Annotated in this window: 15 protein-coding genes; 10 read left to right on the top strand and 5 right to left on the bottom strand. The window is 69.8% G+C overall.

The genetic code is table 11. The annotated features are described in order from the left end of the window. Positions 1–460: 460 nt before the first annotated feature. The 4 genes from AB0E94_RS34375 (at position 461) to infA (ending at position 3921) form a co-directional block, all read left to right on the top strand. Complete coding sequence (locus AB0E94_RS34375) at positions 461–1372, top strand: hypothetical protein (protein ID WP_360335146.1); 912 nt, start codon at positions 461–463, stop codon at positions 1370–1372. A 214-nt stretch (positions 1373–1586) separates the two neighbouring features. After that, on the top strand, positions 1587–2849 hold the full coding sequence (locus tag AB0E94_RS34370) for a cysteine desulfurase-like protein (protein ID WP_360335144.1): 1263 nt from the start codon (positions 1587–1589) through the stop codon (positions 2847–2849). 134 nt (positions 2850–2983) lie between these two features. After that, positions 2984–3706: a GNAT family N-acetyltransferase gene (locus AB0E94_RS34365; protein ID WP_360335142.1), complete on the top strand. Its 723-nt coding sequence runs from the start codon at positions 2984–2986 to the stop codon at positions 3704–3706. Further along, entirely contained in the window at positions 3706–3921 is a 216-nt protein-coding gene (infA, locus tag AB0E94_RS34360; RefSeq protein ID WP_360335140.1) for a translation initiation factor IF-1, read from the top strand. The genes AB0E94_RS34365 and infA overlap by 1 nt, the downstream gene beginning before the upstream one ends. Positions 3922–3980: 59 nt before the next feature. Here infA and AB0E94_RS34355 read toward each other — a convergent pair whose 3' ends face one another. Continuing rightward, a complete protein-coding gene (locus tag AB0E94_RS34355) occupies positions 3981–4637 on the bottom strand; it encodes a Tat pathway signal sequence domain protein (protein WP_360335138.1) in 657 nt (218 codons plus the stop codon). A 15-nt stretch (positions 4638–4652) separates the two neighbouring features. Continuing rightward, positions 4653–5546: a hypothetical protein gene (locus AB0E94_RS34350; RefSeq protein WP_360335136.1), complete on the bottom strand. Its 894-nt coding sequence runs from the start codon at positions 5544–5546 to the stop codon at positions 4653–4655. Positions 5547–5708: 162 nt separating this feature from the next. Here AB0E94_RS34350 and AB0E94_RS34345 point away from each other — a divergent pair, with 162 nt between their 5' ends. The 4 genes from AB0E94_RS34345 (at position 5709) to AB0E94_RS34330 (ending at position 9423) form a co-directional block, all read left to right on the top strand. Then, positions 5709–6440, top strand: coding sequence for a TetR/AcrR family transcriptional regulator (locus AB0E94_RS34345; RefSeq protein ID WP_360335134.1), 732 nt, complete (start codon positions 5709–5711; stop codon positions 6438–6440). A gap of 150 nt (positions 6441–6590) precedes the next feature. After that, the gene (locus AB0E94_RS34340; protein ID WP_360335132.1) at positions 6591–7196 is read left to right on the top strand and encodes a DUF6230 family protein; all 606 of its coding nucleotides are present in this window, start codon (positions 6591–6593) and stop codon (positions 7194–7196) included. A gap of 2 nt (positions 7197–7198) precedes the next feature. Continuing rightward, positions 7199–7633 carry a DUF6114 domain-containing protein gene (locus tag AB0E94_RS34335; RefSeq protein ID WP_360335130.1) on the top strand — a complete coding sequence of 145 codons (435 nt, stop codon included), beginning with the start codon at positions 7199–7201 and terminating at the stop codon, positions 7631–7633. Between the two features lie 95 nt (positions 7634–7728). Further along, a complete protein-coding gene (locus tag AB0E94_RS34330; protein ID WP_360335236.1) occupies positions 7729–9423 on the top strand; it encodes an FAD-binding dehydrogenase in 1695 nt (564 codons plus the stop codon). Positions 9424–9786: 363 nt separating this feature from the next. Here AB0E94_RS34330 and AB0E94_RS34325 read toward each other — a convergent pair whose 3' ends face one another. Continuing rightward, the gene (locus tag AB0E94_RS34325) at positions 9787–10887 is read right to left on the bottom strand and encodes a lytic polysaccharide monooxygenase (RefSeq protein WP_360335128.1); all 1101 of its coding nucleotides are present in this window, start codon (positions 10885–10887) and stop codon (positions 9787–9789) included. 195 nt (positions 10888–11082) lie between these two features. On the opposite strand from AB0E94_RS34325, the gene AB0E94_RS34320 reads away from it, so the two are divergent. Next, complete coding sequence (locus tag AB0E94_RS34320) at positions 11083–11658, top strand: DUF2087 domain-containing protein (RefSeq protein ID WP_360335126.1); 576 nt, start codon at positions 11083–11085, stop codon at positions 11656–11658. A 461-nt stretch (positions 11659–12119) separates the two neighbouring features. On the opposite strand, the gene AB0E94_RS34315 is transcribed toward AB0E94_RS34320, so the two are convergent. Then, on the bottom strand, positions 12120–13304 hold the full coding sequence (locus AB0E94_RS34315) for an MFS transporter (RefSeq protein ID WP_360335124.1): 1185 nt from the start codon (positions 13302–13304) through the stop codon (positions 12120–12122). 103 nt (positions 13305–13407) lie between these two features. Beyond that, a complete protein-coding gene (locus tag AB0E94_RS34310) occupies positions 13408–14337 on the bottom strand; it encodes a LysR family transcriptional regulator (protein WP_360335122.1) in 930 nt (309 codons plus the stop codon). A gap of 112 nt (positions 14338–14449) precedes the next feature. Between AB0E94_RS34310 and AB0E94_RS34305 the strand changes: the two genes are divergently transcribed. Continuing rightward, complete coding sequence (locus AB0E94_RS34305) at positions 14450–15544, top strand: FAD-dependent monooxygenase (protein ID WP_360335120.1); 1095 nt, start codon at positions 14450–14452, stop codon at positions 15542–15544. Positions 15545–15547: the final 3 nt, after the last annotated feature.

Genomic DNA, 15547 nt, shown 5'->3' with positions numbered 1-15547 from the left:
TGACCGCGCACCATTGGCCGGGACGACGACGAACGCACACGTTCGCCGACCGTGTGCGTTCATCCTCGCCACCGCGTAGGTCCGGTCGCACGATGAGCGTTGCGTGGACGCGCATCATCGCTATCGCAACGACCAAAGCCCACGATCGCGCAAATGTGTGCTCCCGTCGTCGTTCGAGCAAGCACCGCGTTCCCGTCGGACCGGACCAGGCAGGCCAGCCCAGGTGGCCTGGAGCAATCGGTCCAATCCAGGTGGCCTGGACCAGGTTCCAGCCCAGGTGGACCGAGGATCACCAGATCTGGCCGCTGTGGCGGGTGGCCGTCCGGTGTGCGGCCGGTTACCGGGTGGCGACCGGCGCCTGACATCGGGGCGTGACACGAATTCGTGAGAAAGAGCAGCTCAGCGGTCCTCATAGGATTCCCGGCAGCGGTCACCGACGCCGCTTTTCAGAGAACCGATCATGGGGAGATTCATGTTCTCGTTCAACCGCCGGGCGCTGGCCGCCGCAGTTCTGGCCGCCGCCGGCACCGTCAGCCTTCTGGCCACGCCCGCGCAGGCGGCCACCTTCGCCACCGCCAACGTGTGGGGCAGCGCAGTGCGGTTCGCCGCGGCGCCGGGCCAGGCCAACTTCGTGGTCATCACCGTCTCCGGGCGGTATGTGACCATCGACGACCGTAATGCCGTCCACCCCGGACCGGGCTGTGGCCAGGCCACCGGTGACCCGACCCGGGTCGTCTGCGTCACCCCTGGTAAGCCGGGCGCGGTCAGTGTCACGCTCGGTGACCTGAACGACCAGATCGACAACCGGACCGCGATCCCGTTGATCGCCGTCGGCGGCGCCGGGACCGACACGCTGGCCGGGGGCGCCGGCCGGGACCAGCTCTACGGTGGAGCCGGCCGGGACTACCTCATCGGCCGGGAAGGCAACGACATCCTCGACGGCGGCGAGGGCAACGACTGGTTCGAAGGCCGCGCCGGCCACGACTGGATCGAGGGCGGCTCCGGCAACGACGAGGTGCACGCCGGCGTTGGCAACGACACCGTGTTCGGCGGTGACGGCGACGACCTGCTCCACGGCTACACCGGCGACGACTACATCTACGGCGGCAACGGCGTCGACATCCTCCAGGGTTGGCAGGGCCGCGACCGGCTGAACGGACAAACAGGCAACGACGTGATCTACGGCGGTGTCGCCGACAACGACGTCCCGGACGCCGGCGATGTCATCACCGGCGGCGCGGGCCACGACCGGATCGCCGGCCAGGCCGGCAACGACGCGATCAGCGGCGGCACCGGCGACGACCGGATCGTCGGCGGCCCGGGCCAGGACCGGATCGACGGCGGCTCCGGCCGGAACCAGATCACCCAGTAGCCCCAACCCCGCGCCTGCGACGCTCACCGTGCCGTCTTTCGGCGCAGTTCGCACCGCAGGCGCGCCATGCGGGGTTCCAAAGGCACCGCAGCCCGGGCGGTCGGCCGTCGTTGGTGGTGGTTTTGGGGTGGGGATAGCAGGTGTGGGCGACGGCTGGGGTTTGTGGTGTGGCGGCCGGCCGTCGCTGGCGGCGGGAATGGGGTGCGGATTCCGGGTGTGGGCGACGGCTGGTGGTTGGGGGTGGCTGTGCGAGGGTGGGGGTGTGAGCTTTGATGTTGCTGCCCTGCGGGCACAGTTTCCGGCGCTTGACAGTGGGCTTGCGTTCTTTGACGGGCCCGGTGGGACACAGACGCCGCGGGCGGTGGCCGAGGCGATCGCCGCCACCCTGACCGGGCCGCTGTCCAACCGCGGGGTGGTCAGCTCCTCCGAGCTCAACGCGGAGCGGGCGGTCGGTGAGTTCCGTAGTGCCTATGCCGACCTGCTCGGGGTCGACGCCCGGGGGATCGTGCACGGGCGCAGCGCCACCCAGCTCACCTATGACTTCTCGCGGCATCTGGCCAAACAGTGGCGGGCAGGGGACGAGATCGTGGTCAGCCGGCTCGACCACGACAGCAATGTGCGGCCGTGGGTGCAGGCTGCCGAGCGGGCCGGGGTCACGGTGCGGGGGGCGGACTTCGACACCGGCAGCGGGGAGTTCGATCTCGGGTCGCTGGAGCGGGCGCTGTCCGAGCGGACCCGGCTCGTCGCGGTCACCGCCGCGTCCAACGTGCTCGGGACGGTGCCTCCGCTGCGGCGGATCGCTGACCTCGTGCACGAGGTGGGGGCGCTGCTCTACGTGGACGGGGTGCACTACGCCGCCCACCGGCTCGTGGACGTGGCGGCGCTCGGGGCGGACCTGTTCGTGTGTTCGCCCTACAAGTTCCTCGGGCCGCACTGCGGGGTGCTTGCCGCGGCGCCCGAGTTGCTGGAGACGATCCGGCCGGACAAGCTCGTGCCGTCGACCGATGTGGTTCCGGAGCGGTTCGAATTCGGGACTCTGCCCTACGAGATGCTGGCCGGGGCCACCGCGGCCGTCGACTTCCTGGCCGCGATCGATCCGGGGGACGGGGTGACCCGGCGGGAGCGGCTGGCGTCCTCGCTGGCCTCGGTGCACGAGCACGAGACTGCGCTGCGGCAGCGCCTGGAAGCGGGCCTACGAGGGCTGGGCGACGTTGTCACGCTGTATTCGGGAGCGGTGGACCGTACTCCCACGTTGTTGATGAATTTTGCGGGCCGGGACGCCCGGGCGGGCCAGGCCCATCTCGCATCGCTGGACGTCCTGGCTCCGGCCGGGTCTTTCTATGCGTATGAGCCGTTCGTGGCGCTGAAGCTGGACGCGGCGTTGCGGGTCGGTCTGGCGCCCTACAACACGGTCGAGGAGATCGACCGGCTGATCGACGGATTAATCAGTTGGACAGACTCGCCGGTGCGGGGATAGCGTGCCGTCGACCGTGGCACTGCATGAAGGGGGTGAGCATCGTGGACGTTGTAACGATGGGTGCTCCCCATACCGTCACGGTCGGCGAATGACGTAGGTGTCGCCGGGAGCACATCCGGTGAAAGGCGATACCTATGCAATCTGCGGAAATCACTCGTATCTCGGAGCGGCACTGGCATGCCCTCGACGACGATCAGGTCGTCGGGCGCGGCGAGGTGTGGCTCAGGCCGGACGGCCGCAGCTTCCTGAGCATCGACGCGTGGCACGGCGCGGTCTTCGACCGGCTGGCCGGGGCGATGCTGCCCACGCTGCCGAAACCGCTGTACACCGTGGTCGACGAGGACGACCTGGATCTGCTGGCGCAGTGGGAGCAGTTCGGGTTCGGGCCGCGCCGCCGCGAATGGGAACTGGTCGTGCCGGCCGGCGTCTTCCCCTCGTCCGGCGTCACGATCCGGCCGGTCGGTTCGGCCGAGGATGCGCCGCTGCGTGACCTGGACCGGGTGGTTCGTTCGGAGATCGAGGCGACGATCGGCTGGCACAACATGCCCGCCGAGATCTTCGACATGCACGACCCTTCGCGGTACGCCGTAGCCGTCGCCGACAGCAGCTACGTCGGCATGGTCCGGGTGGTGCCGTTGCCGCGCCGGCCGCGGATCGGGCTGATCGCGGTACGGGCCGACCACCGTCGCCGCGGCATCGGGCGGGCGCTGCTGGCCGAGGTGCTCGGGGCCGCCCACCGGGCCGGGCAGGCGTCGGTGTCGGCCGAGGTCAACCAGTCGAACACGGCGGCACTCGCACTGTTCGACGGATTCGGCGCCCGGCGTGAGAGCAGCAATCTCGAGTTGGTGCTGCGCTGATGTCATCCGAGATCTCGCTCGAGGGAAGGGTCCTCGAATGCCTGCGCAACGCCACGTTCCGGGTCGAGCTGAAGAACGGTCACCAGGTGCTGGCGCACATCAGTGGCAAGATGCGCAAGAACCGGATCCGGGTGCTGCCGTTCGACCGGGTGCTGGTCGAGCTCAGCCCTTATGACCTGAGCCGCGGCCGGATCTCGTTCCGCTACCGCAACTGACGCCCGACTGTGAGGGCCCGCGGGCGTCCCCCGCCCGCGGGCCCTTCTCGAGGGGGTCGTCAGTTCACGAACACCAGGGCGCCGGCCGAGGTCGACACCGGCGTGTACTTCGCGGTGAAGTAGGCGTTCGCGATGCAGGCGGCCGGGCCGCTGCTCTTGTTGAACTGCTGGTCGGTGAACGCGATCGAGTTGTCGGTGTTGCTGGAGACACCGCTGATGGCGTTGCCGTTGGCGACGAAACTACAGGTCACCGTGCCGAGCAGGGTACGCAGCACGAGGGTCGCCGAGATCGGCGCGGTGTCGGTGCCGGAGACCGTCACCGTGCCGTCGCTGGCGGTCGTGGTGGCGTACGGCTGGTTGTTGATCGACACGCTGTTGACGCCGAGCACACCGATGATGCCGGTCACCGTGCAGCCGGACAGGCCCAGAGTGGACCCGAGCACTGCCGCTCCGGGGGCGGCCGGGTTGTCGTTGACGACGGCGCTGAAGCTCGACGCCGTGCACTTCATGCCGTTGGCGCCGGCCGGGGCGGAGGCGAAGACCGCCTGCGTTCCGGTGGCGATGCCGGCCGAGATGGTGTCACCGACGGCGACGGCCGGGCCGGCCAGGCTCTCGCTGGTCAGCACGGTGGCGTCGTCGGCCAGGGCCGGGGCGCCGACCATCAGGACGGCGGTGGCGCCGGCGAGAGCGGCGGCGATGATGCGGGACTTGTGCATGGGGGTGCACCTTTCCTAGGAGGCGGCAAGCGCCTGGTTGAGATCTTCGAGGCTGGGGGAGACGGCGAAGGCGGTGTCGTTGCCGCTGAACGTGACGGCGTTGCGGCCGGCCGCGGAGGGCAGGCCGAACGCCAGGTTGATGATCCAGTCGAGGCTGCCCGGGATCAGGCCACAACCTGTTGCCTTCGGTACGGCGTACGAGTTGTCGACGAGGGTGGCGCCGGTGAATCCGACTCCGAGGGTCTGGTAGCCGTTCGGGTCGGCGACGATGTTCAGGGTTCCGGGGTCGCCGGTGACCGGCCCGTTCGGCGCGGGCGGGCTGGTGGTGCCGGTGGTCGGCTGGAACCGGATCGGGTTGGTGTCCGAGCCGATGTAGCAGCGGTTGCCGAAGAGCGCGTTCTTGAGCTTGAGCTTGATCGGCAGCACGAAGACCGGGGTGTTCGCGCCGGTGGCCAGCGGGATGAACTCGGTGATCGGCCCGGCCAGCTCGACCTGCGCGAACACGCTGGTCACGCCGGGCAGGAAGTTGATCAGACCGGGGATGACGACTTCGAGCGGCTGGGCCACCAGCGTCTTTCCGCCCGCAGCGAGGACCGTCGAGTAGACGTTGGCGACGCTGCCGTCCGGGAATTCCCGGACCGGGGCGGACGCCGGCCAGTAGACCCCGAACTGGACGGTGATCGGGCTGTCGAACTCGACGACGTTGGAGCCGATGGCGATGCTGCCGCCGTTGGTGACCGACCGGACGCACCCCACCTGCAGGTTCGCCGGGTCCATCATGACGGCCGAGGTGAGTGGGCATTCGTCGAGACCGGCGTATGCCCCGCCTGGTGCTGCGGCGGAGGCCGGACCGGCGGTGCCGATGAGAAGAAGAGCAGTGAGTGCGGAAACGAGTCGTGAGGCGCGCATGGGCGCCACCCTTCCTTCTGGTGAGGACGAGGTGGCCCGGCCGTTTCCGCAGCGTTCCGGGGGATTGAAGTACGGGTGATACTGGGGGAACCATCGAGGTCGGTGTCTCCCCGGTATGAGAAACCTCCGCGGTATGTCATGTCAAGACATTGAGGAACAGCGATGACGAATCCGGTAATCAGCCCGCTTCCGGGCGCACGCGCGGGCCGTGACCCGTCCCGGGCGATCAAACGTGGCCCGCGGTCGATGACACCCGAGGCGGTGGCCGCCACGCAGCGCGAACGCCTCTACGACGCGCTGGTGCACACGGTCGCCGAGAAGGGCTACGCCAACGCCCGGGTCAGCGACATCTGCACCGCGGCCGGGGTGACCCGCCCGGCGTTCTACGCGCTGTTCGCCGGCAAGGAGGACGCGTTCCTGGACACCTACCGGCACGGCACCGGCGTGGTGCTGCGGCTGATGGACGAGGCGTACGCGGCCGAGCCCGACTGGCGCAGCGGAGTGCGGGCCGCGCTCAAGGTGCTGCTGGACGTGCTGGCCAGCGTGCCGGCGTTCGCCGCGATGGCGATCGTCGAGATCGACGCGGCCGGGACCCTGGCCCGGGAGAAGCGCACCGAGCTGCTCGGCCGGTTCACCAGGTTCTTCGCCGACGCCCCGCCGGTTCCGGAGGGCCTGGTCGACACCGTGGTCGGCGGGGTCTACGCCACCATCTACGGCTACGTCTCGACCGGCCGGGTGGACCGGCTGCCGGATCTGCTGCCGATGCTCAGCTACTTCATGATCGCCCCGTTCGTGGGGCGCGACGCCGCCTCCGCCGAGCTGGAGTTACCGGCTGTGGGGGAGCGGGTGGTGGCGCCCTGCGCCGCGTCAGATACCGACGAGGTTTTTCACTGACGGGAAAGCGGGTTCCTGGGCTTGACGGGCCGTGTTACTGGGGCGTAACTTCGCCGAAATCCATCGAGGTTTCCCAATAGGGATCCCGCCGGGCGGCATCCGCAGTGTCCGCACCGGTGGCGATCGTCTGTGCCCGCATAAGGAGCGCGCATGTCCTCCACCCCGTTCGGCCGTACCCGCTGGCGCCGTTTCGCCACGGTGATGGCCGGTGGCCTGATCGCCACCACAGGTCTGGTCCTGCTCACCGGCCAGGGTGTCCTGGCGGTGTCCTTCTCGATCTCCGGCATGCCGTTCACCGTCACCTCGCCCAAACTCCACGGGTACGGCTTCGCGCAGTACGCCGAGATCGACAACATGGCGCCGGGCAGCCCGAACGGGGAGGCGAACGGCGAGCAGGTGCTGGTGATCGTCTCCGCCATCCGGGACGCCGAACTGGACGGCCTGTGCCAGAGCATCGACCTCGGCGGCACCCATCTCAGGCTCACCGCAGGCAGCGCGACCAACAAAGTCAAGGCTGACACCCTCGTCGTCGACTCCGACATGATCAGTGCCAATGCCGACTTCAAGAAGATCGACATCGCCAAGGACGCCAGCACCCTGACCCAGGTGCCCGGCCGGACCGGCGGCATCGGCGTCTTCGGCCAGGAAGCCGAAGAGGTCACCCTGACCAACCTGCGCCAGAACAACTGGGCCACCACGGCCGTCCGGTTCTACCTGCCCAACCTGAGCATGTCCTTCTCCTCGAACGGCTGCTGAGGATGGCCGAACCCGGCCTCAAGGTGCGCAAGCCCCGCTGGCGGCACGGACGGCCCTTCTGGGGAGGGCTGTTCGTGCTGCTCGGCGGCGCCGAGATCATGGCGACCGTGTGGGCGCCGCTGGGTGTGGTGCTGCACGTCGGCATGCAGAACTTCATCGGGTACCTGATCCCGATCGTGATCATCCTGTGTGGCCTGCTCCTCTGGTTCAACCCGGCGCAGCGGCTGTTCTACTCGCTGATCGCCATGATCTGTGCCCTCGCCTCCTTCATCACCTCCAACATGGGCGGCTTCATCATCGGCCTGCTCCTCGCCCTCACCGGCGGAGCGCTGGCGTTCGCGTGGACCGATGAGGAGCGCGCCACCGAGAAGCCGGCGACCGAAGAGCCGGTCGCTGCAAAACAGGCCGGAATCGACGAATTGTTGACGGAGGAATAGTGGAGCAGGCGAGATCTCCCCAGGTCAGCCGCCGCCAGGCGATCGGCGTGGCGGGTGGGGTGGTGGCCGGCGCGGCGATCGCCCAAGCAGGCGGGCTGCCCGCGTTCGGGGCGGCCGCGGCGGCCGACGCCGACGTCATCGTGGTCGGGCACGGCCTGGCCGGACTGGTCGCCACGTCCGAGCTGGTCGCCGCCGGGCGTAAGGTGCTGCTGCTCGACCAGGAGAACGAGGCGAACCTCGGCGGGCAGGCGTACTGGTCGTTCGGTGGGCTGTTCTTCGTCAACTCCGACGAGCAGCGGCTGATGGGCGTCAAGGACACCTACGACCTGGCGTGGCAGGACTGGCTGGGCACCGCAGGATTCGACCGCGGCATCGACGACCCGGCCGGTCAGGACTACTGGGCGTACAAGTGGGCGCAGGCCTACGTGCAGTTCGCCGCCGGGGAGAAACGGTCCTGGCTGGCCGGGCTCGGCATGCAGTGGTTCCCGATGGTGGGCTGGGCCGAGCGCGGTGGCGGCGTCGCCGACGGGCACGGCAACTCGGTTCCGCGTTTCCACGTCACGTGGGGGACCGGGCCGGCCGTCGTCGAGCCGTTCGAGAAGAAGGTGCGGGCCGGGGTCGCCGCCGGGAAGGTGGTGTTCAAGTTCCGGCACCGGGTCGACGAGCTCGTCGTCACCAACGGGGCGGTCACCGGCGTACGCGGCAAGATCCTCGAGGCAAGCACCGCTGCTCGTGGGAAGTCGTCGTCGCGTACCACAGTCGGCGACTTCGAACTGAAAGCGCCTGTGGTGATCGTGGCGTCCGGCGGGATCGGCGCCAACCACGACCTGATCCGGCAGAACTGGCCGGCCCGGCTCGGTAAGGCGCCCAGCACCATGGTCACCGGGGTGCCCGCGCACGTCGACGGCCGGATGCTGGGGATCACCGCCAACGCCGGCGGGCGGATCGTCAACCCGGACCGGATGTGGCACTACACCGAAGGCCTGCGCAACTGGGACCCGATCTGGCCCGGTCACGGCATCCGGATCCTGCCCGGCCCGTCGTCGATGTGGTTCGACGCCACCGGCAAGCGTTTCCAGGCGCCGGACTGGCCCGGCTACGACACCCTGCACACGCTCGGGTCGATCACCGCGAGCGGCTACGACTACTCGTGGTTCGTCACCACGCAGAAGATCGTCGACAAGGAGTTCGCGCTCTCCGGCTCCGAACAGAACCCGGACCTCACCGGCAAGAACATCTGGCTGCTGCTGAGCCGCGTCTGGCAGACCCCGGAGCCGATCCAGAAGTTCCAGCAGTACGGCGCCGACTTCGTGAAGGCGGCCACTCTCCCCGAGCTGGTCACCGGCATGAACCGGCTCACCGGGTCGAATCTGATCAGCCTGGACGGCCTGAAACGGCAGATCGAGGCCCGGGACCGGGAGATCGACAACTCGTACAGCAAGGACGCCCAGGTCCAGGGCATCCGCAATGCGCTGTCGTACCCCGGTGACGTCCTCGGCCGGACCGCCTCGGCACACAAGATCCTCGGCTCGGAGTCGGAAGGGCTGGTCGCGGTCCGCCTCAACGTCCTGACCCGGAAGACGCTCGGCGGCCTCCAGACCAACCTGCAGGGCCAGGTCCTGGGCGCCTCCGGCAGCCCGATCCCCGGCCTCTACGCGGCGGGCGAGGCGGCGGGCTTCGGCGGAGGCGGTGTGCACGGTTACCGATCCTTGGAGGGTACGTTCCTCGGCGGCTGCCTCTTCTCGGGCCGAGCCGCCGGTCGTGCCGCGGCGGCAGCCACCGCGAGCTAGCCGGACCGGTGCCGCCGTGACCCGCATGTCCGCGGGGGCCCGGGGCCCCCCGGGGGGGGCCCCCCAGCCGGTGTCCGGGCATGGCGGGGCAGCGGCACCGGGGCCGGAGGGTGCCGGCGATCGGTGCCGCTGCCTGTGCGCTCAGCCCCGGCGGGGACCAGGGCTGGAATTGCTCCTCCGTGGGGCGGAGGTTTCGGGGACCGAGGCGGGGCTACCTCGTTCCCCAGTGGAGAGGCACTGCGTGGACGGAGCCGTGCCACGCGGGGGATTTATGCCTCCGTTCTGCGATGGGGGACGACGTGGGAATTGGGAGCGCTCCCACTTAATCGCACTGTAACAAAAATGAACCGATGAGGGGAGATGTCAGGTAGTGGCGGCGCAGGTGATCGTGGGCGTCGACGCGGTACCCGAGCCGAGGAATCCGAAGCTCGTGCTGGCGCCGGCCGCCACGCTGCCGTTGTACGACACATTCGTCGCCACGACCGTGTTGCCGTTGGTGGTCAGCGTCGCGTTCCAGGCCTGCGCGATCGGGGGCGTGCCCGGGTAGGTGAGGGTCACCGTCCAGCTCTTGATTGCGGCGCTGCCCGCGGTCACCTTGATCTCACCCTGGAAGCCACCGGACCACTGCGAGGTCACCGCGTGGGTGGCGGCGCAGGAGCCGTTGACCGGCGGGTTCGAGGTGCTGGGCGAGACCGACGTGGACGGTGAGTTCGAGGGGGAGGGCGGGTTGGAGGGGGAGGGGGACGACGGGTTCGACGGCGACGGTGTGGTGGTGCCGCCGAAGTTCACGTCGCTGCAGAAGTAGTACGACTGGTCGAGGTGGCTGGCCTGCCAGATCGTGTAGATCATGGCGCGGCCGGACCGCCCGGACACGCTCGCCGGGATGTCGATCTGCACACCGTTGGACAGCTGCTGGGTCCACTGTGCGGCGGGAGTGTTCGGAACCGTCTTGATGAGTTCCAGATCCGACCACTTCAGCGCGGTGGTGACCGGGTTGTAGCCGGCCTTCGTCACGTAGACCCGGATGTAGTCGGCGCCGTGCCGGGCCCCGTCGAACAGCGAGACGGTGAACGAGTTGCCGAGCGAAGTGGCCTTCCAGTCGCCGACCACGTCCATGGCGTTGTAACGCCCGCTCTCGGTGTGCCCGGCGCTGCACAGCTGACCGTCCGGGATGACGGTCTCGTGCTGGCCGGCCACGCCCTCCCGGAACAGGCCGTTCCAGTTCCACATGGCGTTCGGGTTGGCCTGCCAGGCCTGCCAGCACATCGGGTCCTCGGTCGCCATGACCGGGTCCTGGAACCGCGATCCCCAGCGTTCCCAGCAGCCGTAGTTGCGGGAGGCCGGACTGACGACGTTGCCGTGGGCGGCCGCCGGGCCGCTGTGCACGGCGAGCAGAGCCATCGACGCGGCCAGGGCCGCGACCACAGCAGAGATCAACAATTTGATGCGTACGGGTTTGAGCATCTGAACTCAGCACTCCTGAGCTCGGGGCCGTCGACATGAACGGCCCGCCTGCGGTGGATGTGCGCGGAAGCTGCCCAGGCTTGCGCGCGCCGCGTGGCTCCGGCGGCAGTGCTGGCCACAGCCTGCTTGATCGATCGAGTTAAGTCAATGTGAAATTCGGGTGCTCCCGGCGGTGGCCGTGCCTACGGTGAGGGGATGTCCGTTGAAGCCGCGCACGCCGCCGGCCTGCTGATGCTGCTGTCCCACCCGGTTCGCTGCCGGGCCTTCGCCGAGCTGGCGCGCCACGGCAAGGACGGCGTGACCATCTTCGAGATGTCGATCCACCTGGATGTTCCCCAGACCGAGGCCGCTGAACTGCTCGGCCGCCTGGTGGGTGCGGGGGTGGCGACCGGCACCGGCAACGGTTATTACCGGGTTCGTGACGGGGTGCTGCGTGAGGCCGCCCAGGCCCTCGACCGGGTCCAGCCGGTCGGCCCGCTGCTGTCCGAGTACCCGCAGCTCAAGTCGTTCTTCGCGCACGGCCGCCTGAAGAGCCTGCCGCCCACGCTGAGCGAGCGGGCCCAGCAGATGGCCGAACTGTTCGCCCGCTTCATCGCGGTCGACGGCGTCCTGACCGAGTCCGAGGTGAACGACCGGATCGCCCGCGCCGCCGACGACGTGGCAGCCGTGCGCCGGATGCTCGTGGAGTCCGGCTGGCTGGAGAGAGACCGTGCCGGCACGTCCTACGGTTCCGCCCGCCCCCTGCCCACCACAGCCCTGTCCCTGACCTGACCCCAGACCACCAGCCGTCGCCTACGGCGGTTATCCCGCACGCTTTCCCGCGGTGAGCGACGGCCGGGACCGGGAGCCGTCGCCTACGGCGGTTATGCGGTGCGCTTTCCGGCGGTGGGCGACGGCTGGGACCGGGAGCCGTCGCCTACGGCGGTTATGCGGTGCGCTTTCCGGCGGTGGGCGACGGCTGGGACCGGGAGCCGTCGCCTACGGCGGGTATGCGGCGCGCTTTCCCGCGGTGAGCGACGGCTGGCGGTCTGGGCCGTTGCTGGGCACGGCATCCGGGCAGGCGAGAGGTGCGAGCGACGGCCGGGCCCGCGAGCCGTCGCTCACCGCGGGAAAGCGGCGCGGAATACCGCGTTCAGCGACGGCTCGCGGTCTGGGGTGGCCACGGCTCCGGGGGCGGCGTGGATGCTTCGGGGCGGGTGGCCGTACCCGATGAGGGAAGCGGGACCGGATTGTCAGTCGTGGGTGACGTTGAGCGGGGCCGCACTGCGGGGGACGATGGCGAGCGACGCGGCGGCGAGGATCGCCGCGAGGACGCCGAGGACGCCGAGCGCCGGCCGGAGGCCGCCGAAGGCGCCGGACAGCCCCGTGATCAGGACCGGTGACAGGAATTCGCCGATGAACAGGGTGCCGGTCCAGAGCCCGGTGCCCCGGCCGCGTTCGGCGAACGACAGCCCGTTGGTGGCCCAGGTGAGCAGGACCGGAAGCAGCAGGCCGGTGCCGGCGCCGGTGAGGACCGCGCCCACCGTGATCACCGGGACGGCGCCGTTGGACCAGATGACCAGGAACCCGGCGGCGGCGAGCCCGAACGCGACCGGCAGCAGCTCACGCGGGGTACGGCCGGACAGTTTCGCGAACGAGCCGGCGGCGAGAGCGGTGGCGAGGGACATCAGGGCGCTGAGCGCGCCGATGGTGGCGGTGGCGGTGACGCCGGCTTCGTCGAGGACGAACGACAGTTCCACGATGAGGGCGTAGAAGACGATGCCGCCGGCCAGCGTGACCAGGCACGGCACACCCAGGCGGCGCCACGGGACCGGCGGGAGCGCGGTCTTCTCGACGGTGGAGGCGGGCTGCCAGATCAACAGCGCCATGGGTACGGCCAGCACGATCGCCACCAGGTAGAGCCAGAACGGGGTGCGCCATCCGGACGAGCCCAGCGCCCCGCCGATGCCGAGGAACACGGTCGCCGAGACGGAGGCGAGCAGGGTCTGGAGGCCGAGGTACCGGCTGCGGCGCGGCCCGGACCAGTAGTCGGCGATCAGGGTCGTGCAGCAGGTCATGATCGCGGCTTCGCAGAGTCCGACGAGGACCCGGCTGCCGATGATCGCCCCGAGGGTGTCGAGGTAGAGCGGAGCGGTCCCGAAGATCGTGTAGCCGGCCAGGGCGATGATCAGCACCCGTTTGCGGTCGATGCGGTCGGCGATGAAGCCGGCGAACGGCGCGGTCAGGCCGATGATCAGCGCCGGGACGGTGAGCACGATCGGCACCAGCACGTCGGCGCCGGCCACGTCGGCGAAGTGGTCGGTCATCTGCGGCAGCACGGGCGCGATGAGGACGGCGCCGAGGACGGACAGGCAGCTGCCGGCGAGCAGCAGGACGAGCTGCGGCAGACCGGCTCGCCTTTCCAGAACAGCGGGCATGGACGGCCCTTCATAATCAGTGGTCCAGGTCACACGGTGGGCTCTGACTATGTGCGGACGCCAACCATCAGCGGAAGACGGATCCGCTGATGAGGGCTATAACTCAAGCTGATGGGCGCAGCTCGGCGGCCGCGGAGAGCAGCACGTCACGCAGCCACATGTGGGCCGGGTCGTTGCGGAACATCGGGTTCCACCAGAACGCCTCGGCCACCGGGACGACGTCGAACGGGCAGTCCAGGATCCGGATCCCGGCGACCGGGGCGACCAGCCGGGCCAGCCGTTCCTGCAACAGGGCGACCCGGCGGGTGCCGGCGACCAGGAACGGCATCTGCGCGAACCCGTCGACGACGACCTCGACCCGGGCCTCGATGCCGAGCATCCGCAGCTGCCGGGACGCCGGGGCGAACGCGGTCGGCCGGTCGAAGATCACCACCCAGGGCAGTTCGGCGAGCTGGTCCATGGTGAGCTCGTCGCCGACGTCGGGATGGTCGGCGGAGACCACGCACACCCAGCGGTCGGCGTACAGGTCCAGATAGGGCAGCCCGGTGACGAAACCGTGCGGGATGATCAGCCCGTCGGCGCTGCGCAGGGTGTCGGCGGCGTGGTCGACCGCGTACGGCGTGGTCTGCTGCAACCGCAGCCGGGCGCCCGGCGCCTGGGCCGCGAACCGCCGCGCGATCAGTGGCGCGAGGATCGTCGCCGCGTAGTCGGAGCTGACGATGGTGAACTCCCGGTCCAGTCCGGACGGATCGAACTCGGCGGTCGCGTCGAAGACCCGGCGCACCCCGGCCAGCGCGGGCCCGGTGAGCGCGGCGACCCGGGTGGCGAGCGGGGTCAGGTCGTACCGGTTGCCGACCCGGACCAGCAGCTGATCACCGAAGTGGCGCCGTAACCGGCTGAGCGCGCCGCTCACGGCCGGCTGGCTGACCCCGAGCCGTTCCGCGGTCCGTGTCACGTTCCGCTCCCGGAGCAGGGCGTCGAGGGTGAGCAGCAGGTTGAGATCGAGGTTCGCCAGCACCCGGTCGACGGCCATCCCGACACTATAAGCCGGGCCTATGGCTGCGATCACCAACTCGAGGTTCCCTGATGACCCGACGGCACGCGACAGTGGTCCCAGTCACAGGGGAAACAGAAGGGAAACCGCCGTGCCGGCAGTTCGTAATGTTCTGGTCGTCGGTGGCGGCGCCGCGGGCGCTGCTGTGGCGATCCTGCTCGCCGAGGGCGGCGTCACGGTCGAGCTGGTCGACCTGAAACCCGATGTGGCCGTCCTCGGCTCCGGCATCACCCTCCAGGGCAACGCGCTGCGGGTGCTCCGGCAGCTCGGCGTGTGGGGGAAGATCAAGGCCGAGGGGTACGAGTTCGACACGCTCGGCCTGCGCGCCCCGGACCCGGCCGGCACCCTGATCGCCGAGCTCACCGACATCCGCACCGGTGGCGAGGACCTGCCCGCGACACTCGGGATGTACCGGCCGGCGCTCGCGAAGATCCTGATCGAGCGTGCCCGGGAAGCCGGCGTGACGGTGCGGTTCAACACCAGGCCGGCCTCCCTCGGCGACCTCACGGCGCAATACGACCTGGTGATCGGCGCGGACGGGCTGCGTTCGTGGACCCGCCGGCAGCTCGGCATCGACGTCGAGCCGCAGCCGGTCGGCATGGGCATCTGGCGCACGTTCACGAAACGGCCGGCGAGCGTGACCCGGACCGACCTGTTCTACGGCGGGCCCGCCTACATCGCCGGGTACTGCCCGACCGGCGAGGACACCCTCTACGCCTATCTGGTCGAGGACGTGCAGGACCGGGCCGGCCTGTCCCCGGAGGAGGCCCTGGCCACGATGCGGGAGCTGGCCGCCGCCTACCACGGGCCGTGGGACGAGATCCGGGAGAACCTGACCGACCCGGCCCGGGTCAACTACACCGCCTTCGAGAGCCACATCATCGACGGCCCCTGGAACCGCGGGAACGTGGTCCTGATCGGCGACGCCGCGCACAGCTGCCCGCCCACCCTGGCCCAGGGCGCCGCCCAGGCCCTGGAGGACGCGTCGGTGCTGGCCGAGCTGCTGCTGCGCGACGACGAGCTCACCGAATCCCTCTGGCAGGAGTTCACCGCCCGCCGCCTCGACCGCGCGAGGACGGTCGTCGAGGCCTCCCTGCAACTGACCCGCTGGCAGCTCGCCCACGAGCGCGGCGACGTGCCCGGCCTGATGGCCCGGATCGCGCACCTGGTCGCCACGCCCGCGTGAAAG

Source organism: Actinoplanes sp. NPDC026670 (assembly GCF_040638175.1).
Lineage (GTDB): Bacteria > Actinomycetota > Actinomycetes > Mycobacteriales > Micromonosporaceae > Actinoplanes.
Note: the sequence above shows the minus strand (reverse complement) of the source record. Positions and strands in the feature narration are given on the sequence as shown.

What these genes read in the sequence shown, in the direction of transcription:
- AB0E94_RS34310 (WP_360335122.1), bottom strand. Translation starts at nt 14,337, where the DNA reads ATGGCCGTCGACCGGGTGCTGGCGAACCTCGATCTCAACCTGCTGCTC.
- AB0E94_RS34315 (WP_360335124.1), bottom strand. Translation starts at nt 13,304, where the DNA reads ATGCCCGCTGTTCTGGAAAGGCGAGCCGGTCTGCCGCAGCTCGTCCTG.
- AB0E94_RS34320 (WP_360335126.1), top strand. Translation starts at nt 11,083, where the DNA reads ATGTCCGTTGAAGCCGCGCACGCCGCCGGCCTGCTGATGCTGCTGTCC.
- infA (WP_360335140.1), top strand. Translation starts at nt 3,706, where the DNA reads ATGTCATCCGAGATCTCGCTCGAGGGAAGGGTCCTCGAATGCCTGCGC.
- AB0E94_RS34375 (WP_360335146.1), top strand. Translation starts at nt 461, where the DNA reads ATGGGGAGATTCATGTTCTCGTTCAACCGCCGGGCGCTGGCCGCCGCA.
- AB0E94_RS34325 (WP_360335128.1), bottom strand. Translation starts at nt 10,887, where the DNA reads ATGCTCAAACCCGTACGCATCAAATTGTTGATCTCTGCTGTGGTCGCG.
- AB0E94_RS34355 (WP_360335138.1), bottom strand. Translation starts at nt 4,637, where the DNA reads ATGCACAAGTCCCGCATCATCGCCGCCGCTCTCGCCGGCGCCACCGCC.
- AB0E94_RS34340 (WP_360335132.1), top strand. Translation starts at nt 6,591, where the DNA reads ATGTCCTCCACCCCGTTCGGCCGTACCCGCTGGCGCCGTTTCGCCACG.
- AB0E94_RS34345 (WP_360335134.1), top strand. Translation starts at nt 5,709, where the DNA reads ATGACGAATCCGGTAATCAGCCCGCTTCCGGGCGCACGCGCGGGCCGT.
- AB0E94_RS34365 (WP_360335142.1), top strand. Translation starts at nt 2,984, where the DNA reads ATGCAATCTGCGGAAATCACTCGTATCTCGGAGCGGCACTGGCATGCC.
- AB0E94_RS34350 (WP_360335136.1), bottom strand. Translation starts at nt 5,546, where the DNA reads ATGCGCGCCTCACGACTCGTTTCCGCACTCACTGCTCTTCTTCTCATC.
- AB0E94_RS34335 (WP_360335130.1), top strand. Translation starts at nt 7,199, where the DNA reads ATGGCCGAACCCGGCCTCAAGGTGCGCAAGCCCCGCTGGCGGCACGGA.